General features: G+C 59.0%; 12 protein-coding genes. 5 read left to right on the top strand and 7 right to left on the bottom strand.

What is annotated here, in order from left to right:
• Nucleotides 1–412: 412 nt before the first annotated feature.
• Genes HMPREF9241_RS01100 through HMPREF9241_RS01090 form a run of 3 tightly spaced genes read right to left on the bottom strand, consistent with a single transcriptional unit; the run spans nucleotide 413 to nucleotide 4,046 of the window.
• Nucleotides 413–3,109: a DEAD/DEAH box helicase gene (locus HMPREF9241_RS01100; protein WP_006680428.1), complete on the bottom strand. Its 2,697-nt coding sequence runs from the start codon at nucleotides 3,107–3,109 to the stop codon at nucleotides 413–415.
• On the bottom strand, nucleotides 3,106–3,585 hold the full coding sequence (locus HMPREF9241_RS01095) for a YbjN domain-containing protein (protein ID WP_006680427.1): 480 nt from the start codon (nucleotides 3,583–3,585) through the stop codon (nucleotides 3,106–3,108). Before HMPREF9241_RS01095 ends, HMPREF9241_RS01100 begins: the two co-directional genes overlap by 4 nt.
• Nucleotides 3,585–4,046, bottom strand: a complete 462-nt coding sequence (locus HMPREF9241_RS01090) for a YbjN domain-containing protein (RefSeq protein WP_006680426.1) — start codon at nucleotides 4,044–4,046, stop codon at nucleotides 3,585–3,587. The genes HMPREF9241_RS01095 and HMPREF9241_RS01090 overlap by 1 nt, the downstream gene beginning before the upstream one ends.
• 305 nt (nucleotides 4,047–4,351) lie before the next feature.
• On the opposite strand from HMPREF9241_RS01090, the gene HMPREF9241_RS01085 reads away from it, so the two are divergent.
• The 4 genes from HMPREF9241_RS01085 to HMPREF9241_RS01070 all read left to right on the top strand — a co-directional run bounded on the left by HMPREF9241_RS01085 (nucleotide 4,352) and on the right by HMPREF9241_RS01070 (nucleotide 9,687).
• Nucleotides 4,352–5,341 (top strand): phosphatase PAP2 family protein, encoded by a 990-nt coding sequence (locus HMPREF9241_RS01085; protein WP_006680425.1) that lies wholly within the window; start codon nucleotides 4,352–4,354, stop codon nucleotides 5,339–5,341.
• Between the two features lie 279 nt (nucleotides 5,342–5,620).
• The gene (locus tag HMPREF9241_RS01080; protein WP_006680424.1) at nucleotides 5,621–7,540 is read left to right on the top strand and encodes a ribonucleoside triphosphate reductase; all 1,920 of its coding nucleotides are present in this window, start codon (nucleotides 5,621–5,623) and stop codon (nucleotides 7,538–7,540) included.
• Nucleotides 7,537–8,379, top strand: coding sequence for an anaerobic ribonucleoside-triphosphate reductase activating protein (locus HMPREF9241_RS01075; protein WP_006680423.1), 843 nt, complete (start codon nucleotides 7,537–7,539; stop codon nucleotides 8,377–8,379). Before HMPREF9241_RS01080 ends, HMPREF9241_RS01075 begins: the two co-directional genes overlap by 4 nt.
• A gap of 165 nt (nucleotides 8,380–8,544) precedes the next feature.
• A complete protein-coding gene (locus HMPREF9241_RS01070; RefSeq protein ID WP_006680422.1) occupies nucleotides 8,545–9,687 on the top strand; it encodes a variant leucine-rich repeat-containing protein in 1,143 nt (380 codons plus the stop codon).
• 211 nt (nucleotides 9,688–9,898) lie between these two features.
• Here HMPREF9241_RS01070 and HMPREF9241_RS01065 read toward each other — a convergent pair whose 3' ends face one another.
• Nucleotides 9,899–11,044 (bottom strand): acyl-CoA dehydrogenase family protein, encoded by a 1,146-nt coding sequence (locus tag HMPREF9241_RS01065; RefSeq protein ID WP_006680421.1) that lies wholly within the window; start codon nucleotides 11,042–11,044, stop codon nucleotides 9,899–9,901.
• Nucleotides 11,045–11,190: 146 nt separating this feature from the next.
• Between HMPREF9241_RS01065 and HMPREF9241_RS01060 the strand changes: the two genes are divergently transcribed.
• A complete protein-coding gene (locus HMPREF9241_RS01060; protein ID WP_006680420.1) occupies nucleotides 11,191–11,907 on the top strand; it encodes a LytR C-terminal domain-containing protein in 717 nt (238 codons plus the stop codon).
• A gap of 164 nt (nucleotides 11,908–12,071) precedes the next feature.
• On the opposite strand, the gene HMPREF9241_RS01055 is transcribed toward HMPREF9241_RS01060, so the two are convergent.
• The 3 genes from HMPREF9241_RS01055 to pgm all read right to left on the bottom strand — a co-directional run bounded on the left by HMPREF9241_RS01055 (nucleotide 12,072) and on the right by pgm (nucleotide 16,968).
• Nucleotides 12,072–13,346: an App1 family protein gene (locus HMPREF9241_RS01055; protein WP_006680419.1), complete on the bottom strand. Its 1,275-nt coding sequence runs from the start codon at nucleotides 13,344–13,346 to the stop codon at nucleotides 12,072–12,074.
• A 14-nt stretch (nucleotides 13,347–13,360) separates the two neighbouring features.
• Entirely contained in the window at nucleotides 13,361–14,671 is a 1,311-nt protein-coding gene (locus HMPREF9241_RS01050; protein ID WP_006680418.1) for an MFS transporter, read from the bottom strand.
• Between the two features lie 626 nt (nucleotides 14,672–15,297).
• Nucleotides 15,298–16,968, bottom strand: coding sequence for a phosphoglucomutase (alpha-D-glucose-1,6-bisphosphate-dependent) (pgm, locus tag HMPREF9241_RS01045; RefSeq protein ID WP_040318412.1), 1,671 nt, complete (start codon nucleotides 16,966–16,968; stop codon nucleotides 15,298–15,300).
• Nucleotides 16,969–17,150: the final 182 nt, after the last annotated feature.

Below are 17,150 nucleotides of genomic sequence, written 5' to 3'. Positions count from 1 at the left end.
CTGGCAAGACCTCCACCACAACACCAGCCCATACACCAACCCCTGGGACTAAACGAACCAGGACCCCAAATGCCACACATTTTGTCGTATAACCCGATGGTTTTGGTTGCTCCTTCAATTCATAGCCTTCAACCCACAGCATTTTCATAGGGAGATTCGGTGGTCTTCTCAGGTTGGGTGTCTACATTAATAGTCATCACAAAGGAATACGGCGAACGAACCACAAGGGTTCGTCACCGCTGACGGAATTGTTGAGGAGATGCTATCGGGAGACTCTTTTCTGTGTTGATGGGATGCTTCAAAGGGCCAAGCCGCAAGGTTTGGCCCTTTGAAGCATCTACGCCACCATCACGTGGCGTATTGCCAGGATCAGGCCACACTCTCGAAGAGCCCAGTTGCACAAAGAAAAGCTTCAGGCTCCCGGCGCACGCTCGGCAAGGAACCGCGTCAGAACAATGGCGCCAGCCTTCGATAATGGCTCATTCCCATTCCCGCACTTCGGACTTTGAACGCACCTCGGGCACCCGTCCTCGCAGTCGCAGGATTCCAGGGTTGAAAGCACCATCCGCATCCACTCACCTGCGTTCTCAAATCCAGCGGAAGCATACCCAGCTCCACCACGGAACGCATCGTGCACAAACACAGTCGGCAGACCCGTGTCATCATGTTCCGCGGTTGACAGGCCACCCAAATCCCAGCGATCACACGTAGCCAAAAGGGGCAGGAGCCCAATCGACGTATGTTCGGCCGCGTGCAACGTTCCAGACAGATCCTCGTTCCCGATTCCTAATCCGCGCAACTGCACCTGAGCGGCCGGCGACAATTCGTACCAGACCGCCTTCGTTGGCAGAGTATGTGTTGGCAGGTGGAGCTCGATGTTGCGAATGAACTCAAGCCTCGGCAGGCGCAATAGGTCGTAGTCGGTCACGCGCGTCGACACATCCACACTGCCAAACGACCAGGTCACAAGCCCATCGTCGGATGTCCACGTGTCGTCAATCGACGTGATCGACACGGACACACGTTGTTTGGCGCGCGTGCGCAGGGGAGTGCGGACCTCTTCGGCGAGCGCAATCCGTTGCTTCTCCTCAGGGGTCGGTGGCGCGATGTAAGAGATAGGTCGAGGCCGAGCGGACGAGGTGCCGGCGTCGGGTTGGCCCCCAAAAGAATCGCTGGCCGGCTGTGCGAGCGCGCCCGCACTCCGCTCCCGTGGCACGCCCCCGCCACTTCGCGCTTCCTTAGCAGGCGTGGCGCTCATCATCGGCGAATACTCCACGATGTGGTACGTCCGCCCCTGATGCACGTAAATCGCGTCGGCAAAAAGGTGCGCATCCGCGGACCCAGCGTCCATCGTGCCGATCACCGCGCCCGTGCGCGCGTCGACAATTTGCACGTCTCCCGACCCGCCTCGCAGGTCAGTCAGGTCGGCGGCCCTCTCTTGACGGGTTGCGTCCCAGTACCAGCCGGCTGGTCGCTCGCGAAGGTAGCCCTCGTCGGCAAGCTGGCGTGCAAGACGTGGGAACGAGGCCCCAAACAGCGCCAGATCTTCACCATCAGTGCGCTCAAGCGACAGTGGGATTTCCGAGGCCGCCGCACACAAATGAGGCGCCAACACCCACGGGTTGGTGGCATCAATGACGTTTGCTTCTACGGGGGCAAAAATCTGATCCGGGTGGTGAACAAGGTATTCATCCATCGGGTTATCGGACGCAACCAGAACAGAAACGCCCCCTGCCCCTGCGCGTCCGGCGCGACCAATCTGCTGCCAGAGCGACGCGCGAGTCCCCGGCCAGCCTGCAGTCACCGTCGCGTTCAAACCGGAGATATCGAGCCCCAGCTCCAGAGCAGATGTGGTGGCAACCGCACGCAATCGTCCGCTTCGCAACGCTGATTCCAAGGCGCGACGTTCCTCGGGTAAGAAGCCACCGCGGTACGCGGCAACACGCCCGGCCAGAGGCGAACCATGGGATGAGAGTTGATCGCGAACCTGCGCCGCAACCGACTCAGCACCCGCACGTGAACGAACAAATGTCAGAAGATTCGCGCCTTTTTCGATCATTGCGGCAGTCAGGGACGCGGCCTCGGTCTGTGCAGAAACGCGACGCATCGGCGCTTCCACAACGGTCTCTTCCCCTGCGACCGCTTTCAAGAATGCACTAATATCCATTTCGGCCTCATCGGGGACGAGGCGCCCCTGCCAGAGGAACAACTGGTGGTCTGAAGCGGGCGAACCGTCGTTGGTCACGCCGATGCACGGGCGGGAGGTCATAGCCTCGCCGACGGCCTCGGGATCGCGGATTGTCGCGGACAGCATGATCATGATCGGATCAGCACCCAGATGGTGCGCGATGCGCAGCAGACGGCGGATGACCAGCGAAATGTGAGCGCCGACGACGCCACGCCAATGGTGGAGTTCGTCAATGACGATGTACTTCAAGGAAGCCAGGAATCGCGTCCAGCGTTCGTGGCCGGGGAGCATCACGTAGTGCAGATAGTCCGGGTTCGTCGCAATAATGTCGGCGTTGGCTCGCGCCCAATCCTTTGTTTCCCTCGGAGTATCACCGTCTGCGGTCACCGCGTGAACCTGACGCAGAGCAGAACCAGAGGGTGCAACTGACAGTAACGCACACAGGTGTGCCATCTGGTCGGCGGCCAGTGCCTTCGTCGGCGAAATATACAGGCAGGTCGGGCGACGACGAATCTGCGAAATACGCCCGGAGTCTTCGGCGTTCACCAGGTCAGAGAGGATCGGGGTCCATGCTGGCGCAGACTTACCAGACCCCGTGCCCGTCGCGAGGACAACATCATTGCCCGATGCAATGGCATCCAGCGCCTCAACCTGATGAGACCACGGGCGGAGAGCACCTCGTGCTTTCCATGCTTCTACAACGTCGAGTGCAACCCAGGTGGGCCACTCAGCGGTGCGCTCGGCCCGCCCTTCGATGACGTGCATATCGATCAGACGATCATCGCCCGCACCGATATCCATCAGCAGACGCGCAAGATCGCCGGCATTCGGGGACGGAATTGGGGCGAAGGAGGCGTCGGCGCGCGCAGGTGTTTCACCATCGGATTGACCGGCTATACCCGACGCGGGAACCTCGTTCACTTGCGCGGGTCAGTCCAACCGAGAGTCTGCTCGGCTGCCTGCTTCATGTATTCGATCGCCTTCAGACCCGTCGAAATGCCTGCGTCAATGTTTTCGGACAGCTGGTCGTTCGAGATCCCGGCGATCGCGTCGATGCTGAAATCAGCGCACACCTGCAGGTTTCCATCTTCGTCCGGCATTGAGTAGACGGTCGGGAAGTACATTTCGCGGTTCCACGAATCTGCGGCGGCAAAAACTTGCTGGGTTGACGACGCAAGCGGAATGTCGGCTGCCCACATCGCGCGGATCGTGATGAAACGGTTCGACGTATCCAGCATGATGAGGAATGGCGTCGTATCGAACATGGCACCGGCAACACGGCCTTCGCTGACCTGCTCCACCTGGAAGTTCTTATCCGAGAACGCCTTGAGCAGACGGTCGAAAGTAATCGGGTAGGGAGTCTGATCATCGTTCGGGACGGCAAAGGGAGCACTCATCAGTTGTCCTCCTGAATATCAAGCTCGTCAGACCACGTGACGAATTCTGGAAGTGCTGCTTCCAAGTCGGTAATAAACGTCAGGATCATCGACATCGACGACTCCCAGAACGCATCCAGCTGAGCCTTCGTGAACCCCTGTGACGCGACCGCATTGCACTCGGCAATCAGACCGAACTTCCCGGCGTCTTCGAGCGGAGCAAGGTACGCCTTGGGCAGGATGCGCGACGAGTTGCACGCCGAAACCTCGTTGACCAGTGCGGTGAACTGAGCGTCGTCGGTGGCAATTCCTCGCCACTGAGCACGCAACTGTAATACCTGCGGGTTCGACATATTCCAGAAGAAAACGGCGTTGCGCGTCGGGATCGCGAGTTCGGCCTCGCCGTATTCCCCGAACGAAACATCGCGATCGGAAAGCAACTGCCGAATCCGCTCGGTGCTGACGGGCGTCGTCGTGGACATCCAGATTCTCCTGAAGATGAAGGAACGAGGCCGTCCACCACCACGGATCGTGATTCGGCGAACGACGTTCGAAAGAGTTGGTTTACTCTATCGAAGTATGCGTACGCCGGCGCGTTCAAGCGCGCTTGTTCACGCCTGACCCGCTCTGTTCAGCGGATATGGGCGGGTTATCGATAAGGTATGTGCGTACCGTTTACTTGTATAGACCACGAAAATGGTGCGGACAGTCCCAGAGTCCTGCTTCGACACTTTCACCAGATGAAGCGGACAGTTCAAGGCAACAGGCACGAAGAGGTGACACGCGTATGCAACGCCCAAACGTTCCCCAAGCGCGCCAGCCTCAACCATCGCGCCTCAACCGACCACGAGGCACGCAAGCAGGCGCGGCCTCGTCCCCAACTAGCCAGGCACCTGCCCGCGGGACGTCAACGGGCCACTGGTATGCGCGCCGGCTTCGTCGAAGGATCGTTTCGGCGATCGCATGTGTGATCAGCGCAGTTGTTATCAGCTATGTCGCCGTCACGACGCCCGCTGGGCAGGCTCTGGACACCCTGTTCATGGAAGCCGCGATCCGCTGGAGTGACAGCGCAGGCAACCTGACGCATCTGATCACATCCATTGCGTCTGTTCCCGTGATGATCATCGTCGGCGCAATCGTGTTTGTTGTGGCAGTGATCCGTCGTCGCCCAACATTGGCGGGTCGAGCAATGTTCGTCGTGATCGGGGCTAACGCAACAACTCAGATCGCAAAATACCTGCTGGATCGGCCAAACCTCGGCGTGACAACAGTCGTTGCAAACTCCCTACCATCTGGGCATACAACAGTTGCCATGGCGATCGCGCTTGCTCTGGTCATGGTTGCGCCACCGTGGCTTCGCGCGCCTTCAGCGTGGGTTGGCTGGGTGTGGACTGCCCTGATGGGGATATCGGTGATGATCTCAGCGTGGCACCGGATCGCGGACGTCGTTGTCGCGTTCCTGATTTGTGGCGCCTGGGCGCTGGCATTGGCGCCGATTGAACACCGCACACGACATATCGGCGGGATGCGCACGTACGTCGCAATGGCCTTGGTGATTGGCTTTATCGTTGCCTCGATCTTGACAGTTGTGGCGCTTGCGGGCGTAGACGTGTCAGCGGTCGCAAACCCGGGACCGTCCGGATACGGCTTCGCCGAGTTCCTTGAAGAATCTCCCAGTCGCGCGCGCATTCTGGCTATTGCGGGCACACTGTGGGTTGTTGTGATTTCCGGCTGGGTCATTGATGAGGTCGATTCACTCAGTGGGAACGAACGCTAATTTGTGTTATCCGGCGCGTGCCTAGAGTCGACACTCGCCCGCCTTCAAAACGACGATCGGGACGTTGGTCCCGTTTTTGCGTTGGTGTGTGTCGTGATCGAAAGATACTAGGGCGTGTTGCGTCAAAGAGACTCGATTTCACTTGAGCAACTACATATAGTGGTGAGCGTTTCGCGCAAGCACTAGATGTAGTGTTTGCGTTCGTGTCTGACCGTTGGGAACGCACCGTTTCCACTGGTCAGAGCTTTTCCTCAACGAAGAATCGCCAAAGGTCAACCAATGAACGCCCCTGAAAAAGCCTCGCCATCCACACTATCCCCGCTCGCGGAAAACACCAGCACCCAATTGCGCTATGACGTTGATGCGCTGGGAACTGTCGACGAATACCTCGACCGTTCTGACTGGCGAGTCAACGCAAACGCGAACCAGGGATACTCGCTCGGTGGCCTGATCCTGAATTCAGCCGGCAAGATCATTGCGAACTACTGGCTCGAACAGGTCTACACCCGTGAAATTGGCGAAGCGCACCGCCGGGGTGACTACCATATCCACGACCTCGACATGTTCGCCGGCTACTGCGCAGGCTGGTCGCTGAAACGCCTGATCCAGGAAGGGTTCAACGGTGTGGGTGGCGCGATTGCTTCCGGACCACCCGCACACTTCTCTTCCGCATGTGGTCAGATTGTGAACTTCCTTGGCACCCTGCAGAATGAATGGGCCGGCGCCCAAGCGTTCTCCTCGTTCGACACCTACATGGCGCCCTTCGTCCGCCTGGACAACATGGAGTACGACGAGATCGTCCAGTGCATGCAAGAACTGATCTACAACCTCAACGTTCCGTCGCGCTGGGGTAGCCAGTGCCCGTTCACGAACCTCACCTTCGACTGGACGTGCCCGGATGACCTGGCAGAGGAATACCCGCTGATCGCCGACGAGGTCTGCGATTTCACCTACGGCGAGCTCCAGCATGAAATGGACCTCATCAACCAGGCCTTCATCGAGGTCATGACCGGTGGTGACGCCGACGGTCGCGTCTTCACCTTCCCGATCCCGACCTACAACATCACCCCGGATTTCGATTGGGATACGCCGAACACGGATCGCCTGTTCGAAATGACAGCGAAGTACGGCCTGCCCTACTTCCAGAACTTCATCAACTCCGACCTTGACCCGCACATGATCCGCTCGATGTGCTGCCGCCTGCAGCTTGACCTGCGCGAACTGCTCAAGCGCGGCAACGGTCTGTTTGGCTCGGCAGAATTGACGGGTTCAATCGGCGTGGTGACGATCAACATGGCGCGTCTCGGTTACCGTTTCGCCGATGACGAAGCAGCCCTCATCGCTGAACTTGATCACCTCATTGACCTTGCCTCACAGTCCCTTGAATTGAAGCGTGAAACGATCCAGTTCCACATGGATCGCGGTCTGTTCCCGTACTCTCGTCGCTACCTGGGAAGCCTGGACAACCACTTCTCAACGGTCGGTGTGAACGGCATGAACGAGATGGTCCGAAACTTCAGTCACGATGATTACGATCTGACCGATGAACGCGGCTTCGACATGTGCGTCCGCATCCTCGACCATATTCGCGATCGCATGGTGGAGCTTCAGGAAGCCACAGGCCACCTCTACAACCTCGAAGCGACGCCGGCTGAAGGTACGACCTACCGTTTCGCGAAGGAAGATGGCAAGCGCTACCCGGGCATCCTGCAGGCGGGAACCGCGACCGAGCCGTACTACACGAACTCGTCCCAGCTTCCCGTTTCCTACACGGACGACCCCTTCCAGGCTTTGGAGGATCAGGAAGTCCTGCAGTCGAAGTACACGGGTGGCACGGTTCTGCACCTGTACATGGGTGAGCGCATTTCGTCCGGCGCAGCGTGCAAGGAATTGGTTCGCCGTTCCCTGACCGCGTTCAAGGTCCCGTACATCACGATCACGCCGACCTTCTCCATTTGCCCTGTTCACGGCTACTTGGCTGGCGAGCATGAGACGTGCGAAAAGTGCGCCGCCGCCCACCCGGATCGCGAGCCCCAGCAGTGCGAGGTCTGGACCCGCGTCATGGGCTACTTCCGCCCCGTCCAGTCCTTCAATATCGGCAAGAAAGGCGAATACGCTGAGCGCACAATGTTCAGCGAGGATGCCGCTTCCCACCACGGCGAATTGGTGTCTGCGTTCCCGCCGGTTGGCGAGCGGTGAACACTGGTCAAATCGGTCTGACGCTCGCTTCCGGGCCTCGTGAATTTACCCCCGACGACCTGCAAATCGCGGGACTTGTCCCCATGTCGACGGTGGACTGGCCGGGAAAGTTCGTCGCGTCCGTCTTCTGCCAGGGGTGCCCGTGGGAGTGCGCGTACTGTCAGAATTGTGCGATCCTCGACCCGAGAATCCCGGGCGTCGTCGCGTGGGATGCTTTGGAACGCCTACTCGCGCGACGGCACGACCTACTTGACGGCGTCGTCTTCTCTGGCGGGGAAGCGACACGTCAGTTGGCGCTCATCCCCGCAATGAGACGTGTTCGAGACCTCGGATTTGCCGTCGGACTGCACACCGCGGGTGCTTATCCCGCGCGCCTTCGCACCCTCCTCGAAGAAGGGCTCGTCGACTGGGTCGGCCTGGACATCAAGGCACTCCCTGAGAACTACCCATCCGTCGTCGCCCGCCCCGGCAGCGGAGAAAAAGCGTGGGAAGCCCTCGACATCCTGCTCGACTACGCCGATGAAGCGCACCGCGGTGCGCACGCCAGCCGAGTCATGGGGGACGAGGCCGGGACCCGCGCGCACATTACGCCTGTCGTTGCCGGAATTGATTACGAGGTCCGACTGACCGTCTACCCCGGAGGGCCGGGGGATGGACTGGATGTCGCTCTCGCGCTCAAAGAGCGCGGGGTAGCCTCGTTCGCGCTCCAGCAGGCTCGTGCCCAAGGAACCCCCGATGCCTTCATCGCCGAACAAGCGGGATGGGATGAGCAAGTACTGGCGCTCGCAGATGCGTGCGAGGCGCTCGGCTTTGAAACCTTCACGCGCCGGCTTGCTTGAATGCCCTAGCTGTCGGTGACGTACCTTCATAGAGCGGGCATGAGGTGAATGCAGATCGTTTCACGCGCGCGAACACCGCGATTTGCCCATGGTGAACGCTAGAGTGAATAGCACAAGCTCAATGGTCGCAAGACAACTCGTGTGCCAAAGATATGAAGGAATGCCATGGCTACGTCTGAAAATGCTCCCGATGCGGTACTCGCTGTCGCGGACCCCAACACCAGCGCAGATGATCTTCGTCTGATTGCTGCGGTGCGTCCAGACTTGCATACGGCAATCGCAGCCCACCCGAATGCCTACGCTGGCCTGCTTGACTGGATGGAGTCACTTGGCAATCCAGAGGTTGTCGCTGCAGTCGCACAGCGTCGTGCATTCGATGCGGGGGCTGTGCCAGCTAGCGCACCTACGGCTCAGTCGGCCGATGCCTCAACCCCAACGTTCGTTGATGCGATTGAACAGCCGGACACTCAGGTACAAGAGCCGGCGCAGGACGTTACCCTTGAGTCTACTCAGGTCGAAGAAGAGCCAGAAACCACGGTTGACCAAGTCACCATGCCCAGCCAGGGGCAGATGCCCGTTGGCTACATGCCCGCAGGTACAATCCCGCAACAGGGATACCAACAGCCCATGAACTACCAGGGACAATACCCCGTTCAGGGCGTGTCGATGCAGCCTGCAAAGAACTCCACGAACAAAACACTGGTGATCATTCTGGCCGTCCTAGCGGTGATCGCGATCGTTCTTGCTATTGGCGCTGTTGGAGCATTCGCCGGTTGGTTTGATTCAGGTTCGTCGAGCGACACGTCCGCTGATTCAATGACGCAGTCGGCTCAGACACATACGCAGGCGCAAACTCCCGCGCAACCGCAGTCGGCGAAGCCAGAGGTAAAAGAAAAGTATCCGGCGCCGTCAAGCGCCATGGTTGCTGATACGTTCTCAGCTCCGTCCGGTAATATCATCTGCACTCTTGGCGGAGACATGGTTTCCTGCCAGATCAATGAAACCCACTGGACTGGCGCGGCCGGGTATGAGGTGTGTGGTGACAACCGAGGCGCACTCTTCACCGTCGACTCCAAGAACACGAATTATTCCTGCTCCAACATTGACCCGCCGATGAACGGCAAATACATCAGCTCCCTCGCGTACGGCTCGTACGTGAAGAACGGAAATGTCGCCTGCATCTCAACTCAAGACGGTATCTCCTGTTGGAACACGATTTCCGGCAATTCCTTCGCTGTTGCTCGCGAAGGCTGGATGTTCGATACCAAGGGTGAAATCTTGCCGTCCCAGTTCATCTGGAACCAATGAGCTCCACGTCTGAACGCCACAACTAGGGAACACGCGAGTAAGGGAACATGCGAGCGCCTCATAGGCTCGCGCCCCTGAAACGCACCGGCGCCCCTCACACACTGTCGTGGTGTGAGGGGCGCCGGCCTCGTCAATTGGGGAAAACTACGAACTGGACTATCTGCGCCGACTGGGTGATCCCGTAGCCTTCCCGCTTGCGTCGAGGTGAGCCTTACTTTTCAATCGGGCCAAGGACCACGTTCGCCCACGCGCCGTGCAACGATTCTTGATCCGACGGCTGGAAGAGACCAGCGAGAGCATCGCGGTAGAGGCGAGACAGCTCGTGACGGTTGTAGTAGGACGAGCCACCGCACGCGCGAATTGCCTGCTCAACTGCGCGAAGAGTGGCCTCGGCGGAAGCATTCTTTGCCGCCGACAACTGTGGCATCCAGATCGGACCACGGTCAACACCGGCATCAATGTCGCGAGCAAGCTCGCGGATCTGCGGGCCAACCGCGTTCATTGCCAGCGCGGCCTCGGCGATACGCCAACGAATATCCGGATCGTTCGAGTACACCGTCTGGTTCTTCACCGACTTGCGAGTCTTCACGTGCTCGGCAGCGACCTCAACCGCACGCTCGCCCACGCCCTGGTAGGTGGCGCCCAGCAGAATTTCGAAGTTCGAGAAGATGCCGAAAACAACCGGATCCTTTGACGGGCCGGGCTCGCAACGAGTCAGAATACGATCGGCGGGCACGTGAGCGCCCTCGAGGATCGTCGTATTCGACTGGGTCGCGCGCATGCCGAGCGTGTCCCAATCATCCTTGATCGTGAAACCGCCATCTTCGCGGTGCATGATGCCGAACACCGAGTGCGGGCCGTCCTCGCCCGAATCATCGCGACCGAAGGTCAGCAGGCGTGTCCACACGGGAGCAAGAGACGTGAAGACCTTCGTGCCTTCGAACGAGTAGCCACCCTTGCCATCCGGCGTCGCCTTCGTGATCGAACCGAAAAGAACCAAGTCGTTACCCGGCTCGGAAATGCCGAACCCGAAAAGCTCACCGGCAACCGCGTCGCGCAGGATCAGTTCGCCGCGATCGTTTCCGTTGCGCACTAGGTGACGGCCGAGGCCCACGATGATCTGGTGCATATTGATGCCAAGCGCCGTGCCCGGAGCTGCCTTCGCAAGTCGCGTCTGCTCCGTTGCAATTTCAACGAGGCTCAGGCCTGCGCCACCGTATTCCTTCGGAACAAAAGCGGCCAGGTAACCAGCTTCGCGCAGGTCAGCCAGATCGTCTGTCGGGAACGTGTTCTCTTGATCGTGAACGGTAGCGCGCTCGTGAATACGAGCAAGCAGGTCATCAGAGAGGAAACCCATCGTGGTCCTTTCACACAGTTAGCTTTCCCTAACACGCTACTCTTTCTGGGCAAAAATGCACTTCGACTTTCAAAAGCGAACGTACGACAGACCATAGTTGTGTTGCGAACCTGCCGAATCGGCCACTTTTCGAGTAGGTTAAAGACGTGAGTCAACCGCATCCCGCACTTAGCCCTCGTCAGCGCTTCCTTCAAGAACGCCAGCGTCGCCAAAACATGACGTTCGCTGTGACGATCGTCATCATGCTTGTTCTTGCATTGCTCAGTGCGCTGATTCTGACGGGAATTGTTTCAGCTCCCTTTGGCAACTCCTTCTCGAAAGCAGAAAAGTTCGCCACCAGCGGTAAAGTACCGTGCCCACCGGAAAAAGCACTCCCGGTTGACCCCGCATCGGTGAAAGTTCAAGTTCTGAACACCACGTCGCGTCAAGGCATCGCCTCTGACGCAACAGAAATGTTGACCGCAGCAGGCTTCGCCCCCGCTGAACCGGGTAACTACTCCACCGAATACGCTGGAACTGTTGAAATTGATACCGGCATCGCTGGCGTTGTTGACGCATACACGGTCGCGCGATTCTTCCCGAACTCGAAGGTCGTCCTGACCGACGCAACCGACAAATCTGTCACCGTTCTGCTGGGCACGTTCTATGACGGCGCATTGAGCGCTGATGAAATCCAGCAAATCCTCAAGTCCACCGATGCTCTTACAGCTCCTGCCCAGTGCCTGCCCCTGTCTGACGATGACCTTGAGCTGATCGCAAACGGTGGGCAGCTCGGCGCACAGTCGGGCCAGTCCGGGCAATCGGGCGAAACCCCTGAGTCCGGCGCGCCTGAAGAAGCTGCGACGGAAGAATCTGCTTCCTGACTGCTAGGTCGGTTCGACCTGGTATTCCTAGCGCCTAGGCATACCTGTTCTTGCGCTAAAACGCGTGCTATCCACGCATTTATCCGGGTAATATCCAGTTTCCTATCGCGCCCAGAGTAGGTATTCAAGCTGAAGATGTAGGCGCGGCCTCGTATCCCAGCACCCTAGAACACGGAACGGAAATGTTCTCCCAACGCGTCCCCGTCTGAGCCGAACCACACCGGAATCGAACTCGGCACTGTGCGTAACGCATCCGGATACAGGCATTCGAAAGTACCGTGCGACATGAACTGCTCAATCTCCGACAATGAGCGGATCGCAATCCCCGCAACATTCTCAGGGTGCTCACGCGCGAACTCAGCGTAAATCTCCGGATCGCGCTGCCCATCATCGCCAACCAAATACCACTTCATCGACGGGAACATCCGAGCAAGCCTTCGCAACTCGCGACGCTTATGCTCAAAACCCGAGCGGAACCAACCCGTATTCGACGGCCCAAAATCCGTCATCAAGAACCCGCCACGCGGATAATTCAGGCGATCCAGAAAGTCGCGAAGTGCGGGCACAACATTCCACGCACCCGTCGACAGGTAGATAAGAGGAGCGTGCAACGCCTCGTGCTGGGAGTCGACGCAAGTCTGGGGGGTTGTCGATTCAGCCGAAGTTACGAGAGTTTGCTTGTCCTTGGTTTGGGGGTGGGAGGCGTGCGAGTGAGCCGAAGCTTGGCGGTGCGCCATGTCCGCTAAACACGTCAGGAAGCCCGCCATCCCAGGAACAGCCTCTCGCGACGACACACGGTCAACGAAGGAATGCTTCGCGGCAGTGACCAAACGCGGGAGCATCGTCACCATCACCGTGTCATCAATGTCAGACACGACGCCGTACTTTTCGTTATCACCAGCGATGCGTAGGGAAACGCAAACGGGCTTCCCCGCGCGGATCCTCTGCGACCCGTGTCCCGTCTGCCCCGACAGGCGGAGGGCATCTTGCGTTGTCAGACTCTCGCCCTCGCCGATGCCTAGGGTATGAAGATCCCCCTCGTGTAGAACCTGCATCCACGCGTCATGCCAGCCCGGCGTCAGACCATGCCCCTCGACGGTCAGGTCAATGTAGCCACCGCGATCAGCGAAAGTAATTCGACGTTGGCAACCAACCGTGACCAGAACAGGCTGACGAGGAACCTGGGCATCAAAGAACTGGCGCCACCCGCGTCGCTCGGCCAGCCACGAACGCTGGTCGGCGGTGCGTTCCATGAGCACGCGCCCCAGGATGCGCGCTCTGCGCGTGGAACCGTGCCCACCGAAGCCGACAATGCCGGGGATGAAGCCCCACTCTTCCAATGCGCGTGCGAGGATACGGGAGCTTGCCTCGCCAACTGACGAGGTCAGTGCGAGCAGAAATGACGGGGTTTCGTCATCGATAAGCGGTTCGGCGAGCATGTATCTCCTGAGGGTCAGCTTCCATTGTGCCCGATTTGTTGCCCGTCCGCGTCCTGCTCCTGCGTTGCATGGCCCGACGCGGAGGGGGTGTTGCTTTCGTCTGGCACGGGTGCCACTTCGGCAGTCGAGGTTGCGCCACTCGTCGCGTTACGCACGATCTTCAGTCCAGCCAGCATGAGCAGCACCATTAGCCAGGCTGCGACCACCATGAACAGATATCCGCCGTACGATCCGCGCGTGTCGATGGCAGGGCCGGCAAGAGCTGACCCGATGGACAAGCCGAGGTTGAGGGAGGTCGACATCCAGGTGAGTCCTTCGGTGAGGGATTCAGAGGGGACGACTCGCGCGACGATCATATTGACGTTCGTCATGGTGGGCGCGCATGCGACGCCTGCGATCAGCATGATGACGGCCATGACGGGGAGTGAGTGTGCCAGAAGGTACATGCTTGACCCGATGGCGAGCGCGAAGACGCCGATCGCGTAGAGCTTCCACATGGGGGCTTGCCAGGTGCGCGAACCGTAGACGAGCGCAGCGAACATTGATCCCAGCGAGAAGAGTGCGAGCAGGACGCCCGACATTGCGGGGTAGCCGAGTGCGTCCGCGAAGTCGACGACGGCAACGTCGTTTGCTCCGAACATCATGCCAGCGCCGACGTAGGTAAGGGCGAGGACAATGACGGCGGGTGTACGGATCACGGATGAACGGCGGTGACCGGTAGGTCGAGGCGAGGGCTCAGGTTCGGTTGCGCGCTGGCTAAAGAATCCGATGCCTCCGATGAGGACAAAGACGACGATCAGGATGATGCCGAGTGCCGGGTGGAAAACGGTGCCCAGGACTGTTGAGAGTACAGGGCCGAGCGTGTAGACGACTTCGTCCATCGCGGATTCGTAGGCGTATGCGGTGGTGAGTTGGCGGGGGCGTTGTACGGTTTTTGCCCAGCGTGAGCGGACGAGCGCGGATGGGGATCCCCAGGTCGCTCCGGCAAGTGCTGCGAAAAGGCAGACGAGGCCGGGATACGCATGAAGCAGTGCGACCGCAAGCATGCCGGACACGCTAGCGACAGAAATGATCAGGGACGGCACCATGATTTTTGTTTGGCCGTATTGGTCGACCAGTCGGGACAGTGTGGGTGCGGCCAGAGCTGTCGCGATGATGTTCACGGCGGATACTAGGCCAGCAAGGCTGTAGTTACCGTAGGTTGCCTTGATCAGTAGGATGATGGATATACCGATCATCGACATGGGCAGTCGCAGGATGAGCCCGGAGATCGAGAATTTCCATGCGCTGTTGAGGCGTAGGACTTCCGCGTATGACTTGAACACCTTTGCATTCTATCGATGTGGCGAACTGGTCTCATGGAGGGGTTGCTCACCCCTATTCGGTGACCTCGAAGGTTTCTTGCTGGCCCTTTTCGGCGTAACTCATGGCGTGGCTGACGAAGTTGTCGTGGCCGCTTCGAGGAACCACACGCGGATGCGCTTGCTGACGTGGACCTGCAGTGGGTGAGCCTTGTATTGGAATGCGGTGCCGTTGAAGGTCATGATGTCGGGAGGGACGGTGGCAAGTTTTGGGTTATAGGACAAATTGTGTTGCTGGGGGGGGTAGTCCCAGGCGTTGTTGTATGGGGTGGAGTGGTGTAGTTCGTTTCATGCGATGGCATCTGCCCATTGTGGGATAACTCCGTCGGTTTGGTGTTTCAGGCTGGCTTGTTTCCAGGCGTTTTCTATGTAGGTGTCGGTAGGCATGGGTGTAAGGATTTGCGCGGCTGATAGCGGGGGCGAAGCTGTCACGGCAAGGCCGTTCTTAATGGGGCTACTGAGCTGTGCCTTCTTAGCCCATGTGGCGGTGAGTATCCCTGCAGGGACAGATCGGTTTCGCAACACAGGAGGCCGTCGGGATTCTGCTGAATCCCGACGGCCTCGTCAAGCGAATGTCTTGCTACTCAGACTTAGCTAAGGGCATCAGACACAACCTTCTTCGCGGCCTCCTGGACCTGGGCAAGATGCTCGGCCCCCTTGAAGGACTCGGCGTAGATCTTGTAGACGTCCTCGGTGCCGGACGGGCGAGCGGCGAACCATGCGGACTCGGTTGTCACCTTCAGACCACCGATCGCAGCGTCGTTACCCGGGGCGCGCACCAGCTTCGCGGTGATGGCCTCGCCAGCAAGCTCCGTCGCAGTCACGTCGTCAGATGACAGGGCTGCAAGCTTTGCCTTCTCTTCACGGCTCGCAACCGCATCAATACGGGCGTAGGCCGAAGCGCCGAAGCGAGCAACCTGATCATCGTGCAACTGCGACGGTGTCTTACCGGTGACAGCCGTGATTTCGGAAGCCAGCAGAGCAAGGATGATGCCATCCTTATCCGTCGACCAGACCGTGCCATCCTTGCGCAGGAAGGAAGCTCCGGCAGATTCCTCGCCACCAAAAGCGACCGACGCATCAAGCAGACCGGGGACGAAGTACTTGAAGCCAACCGGAACCTCGATCAGCTTTCGGCCGATGGATTCAGCAACGCGGTCAATCAGCGACGATGAAACAAGCGTCTTGCCGATCGCAGCATCCGTCGGCCAGTTCGGGCGGTGCGTGAACAGGTACTCGATCGCAACTGCCAAGTAGTGGTTCGGGTTCATCAGACCGTCGGGGGTGACGATGCCGTGACGGTCCGAGTCAGCATCGTTACCGGTAGCAATGTCATACGGAGTCTTGCCATTAGCGTCCGGCGTCATTACCTGGCGCAGGGAGGCCATTGCATACGGGGATGAGCAGTCCATGCGGATCTTGCCATCCCAGTCCAGCGTCATCAACGGCCACGCCGGATCAACGGTCGGGTTCACAACCGTCAGGTCCAGGTCGTAACGCTCAGCAATCGCTGCCCAGTAGTCAACCGATGCGCCACCCAGCGGATCGGCACCGATACGAACATTGGCGCGACGAATCGCGTCAATATCAATGACGGTATCCAGCTGGTCGACGTAGTAGGTCAGGTAGTCGAACTTCTCCAGGTGCTCATCGTTGAACAACGAGGTGCCGATGATGCGCGGAACCTTGCGCCAGCCATCTTCGAGGATCTGGTTTGCGCGGTTCGCGATCCAACCGGTGGCGTCCGTATCAGCCGGGCCGCCGTGAGGCGGGTTGTACTTGAAACCACCATCGCGCGGCGGATTGTGTGACGGGGTAACAACAATGCCATCAGCCAAGCCCGGGCCGGATGTACGCAGAGCCTTGGGCGCGCCATTGGCGCCAAGGATGGCAACAGAAACCGCCGGGGTGGGCGTGTAGGAATTACGAGCATCAATCTTCACGCGCACACCGGCGGCAGCCAGAACTTCAAGAGCGGTGCGCCAGGCGGGCTCGCTTAAAGCGTGGGTATCGCGACCGATAAACAGCGGGCCATCAAAACCCTGGGCTGCACGGTACTCAACGATCGCCGCGGTGGTTGCAACGATGTGTGCTTCATTAAAGGTGCCATTCAGGCTCGATCCGCGGTGACCGGACGTACCGAATGAGACGCGCTGTTCGACCTTGGCCGGATTGGGCTCGATGTCGTAGTAAGCGGAAACGACCTCGTCGACGTTAATGAGGTCTTCTGGAAGGGCGATGGTGCCAGCTCTTTCATGCATGGTCACAGTCTGACACTCGTGCGCCGAAATGGGGAGCCATTTTCGACTGGCGAAACAAAATGGGTAGGTGAATAGGTAAGTGGAGCCGGCCTCGTCGATGAATGAAAAGCGAAAAGTGACAGTATTCGTGAACCGAATTCGCAGACGAGGCACCAATACCGTTAGTATATGTAACGCCGGTC

Source organism: Schaalia turicensis ACS-279-V-Col4, assembly GCF_000296505.1.
Lineage (GTDB): Bacteria > Actinomycetota > Actinomycetes > Actinomycetales > Actinomycetaceae > Pauljensenia > Pauljensenia turicensis_A.
The sequence above is the reverse complement of the archived record's forward strand: the minus strand, read 5'-3'. Positions and strand labels throughout refer to the sequence as shown.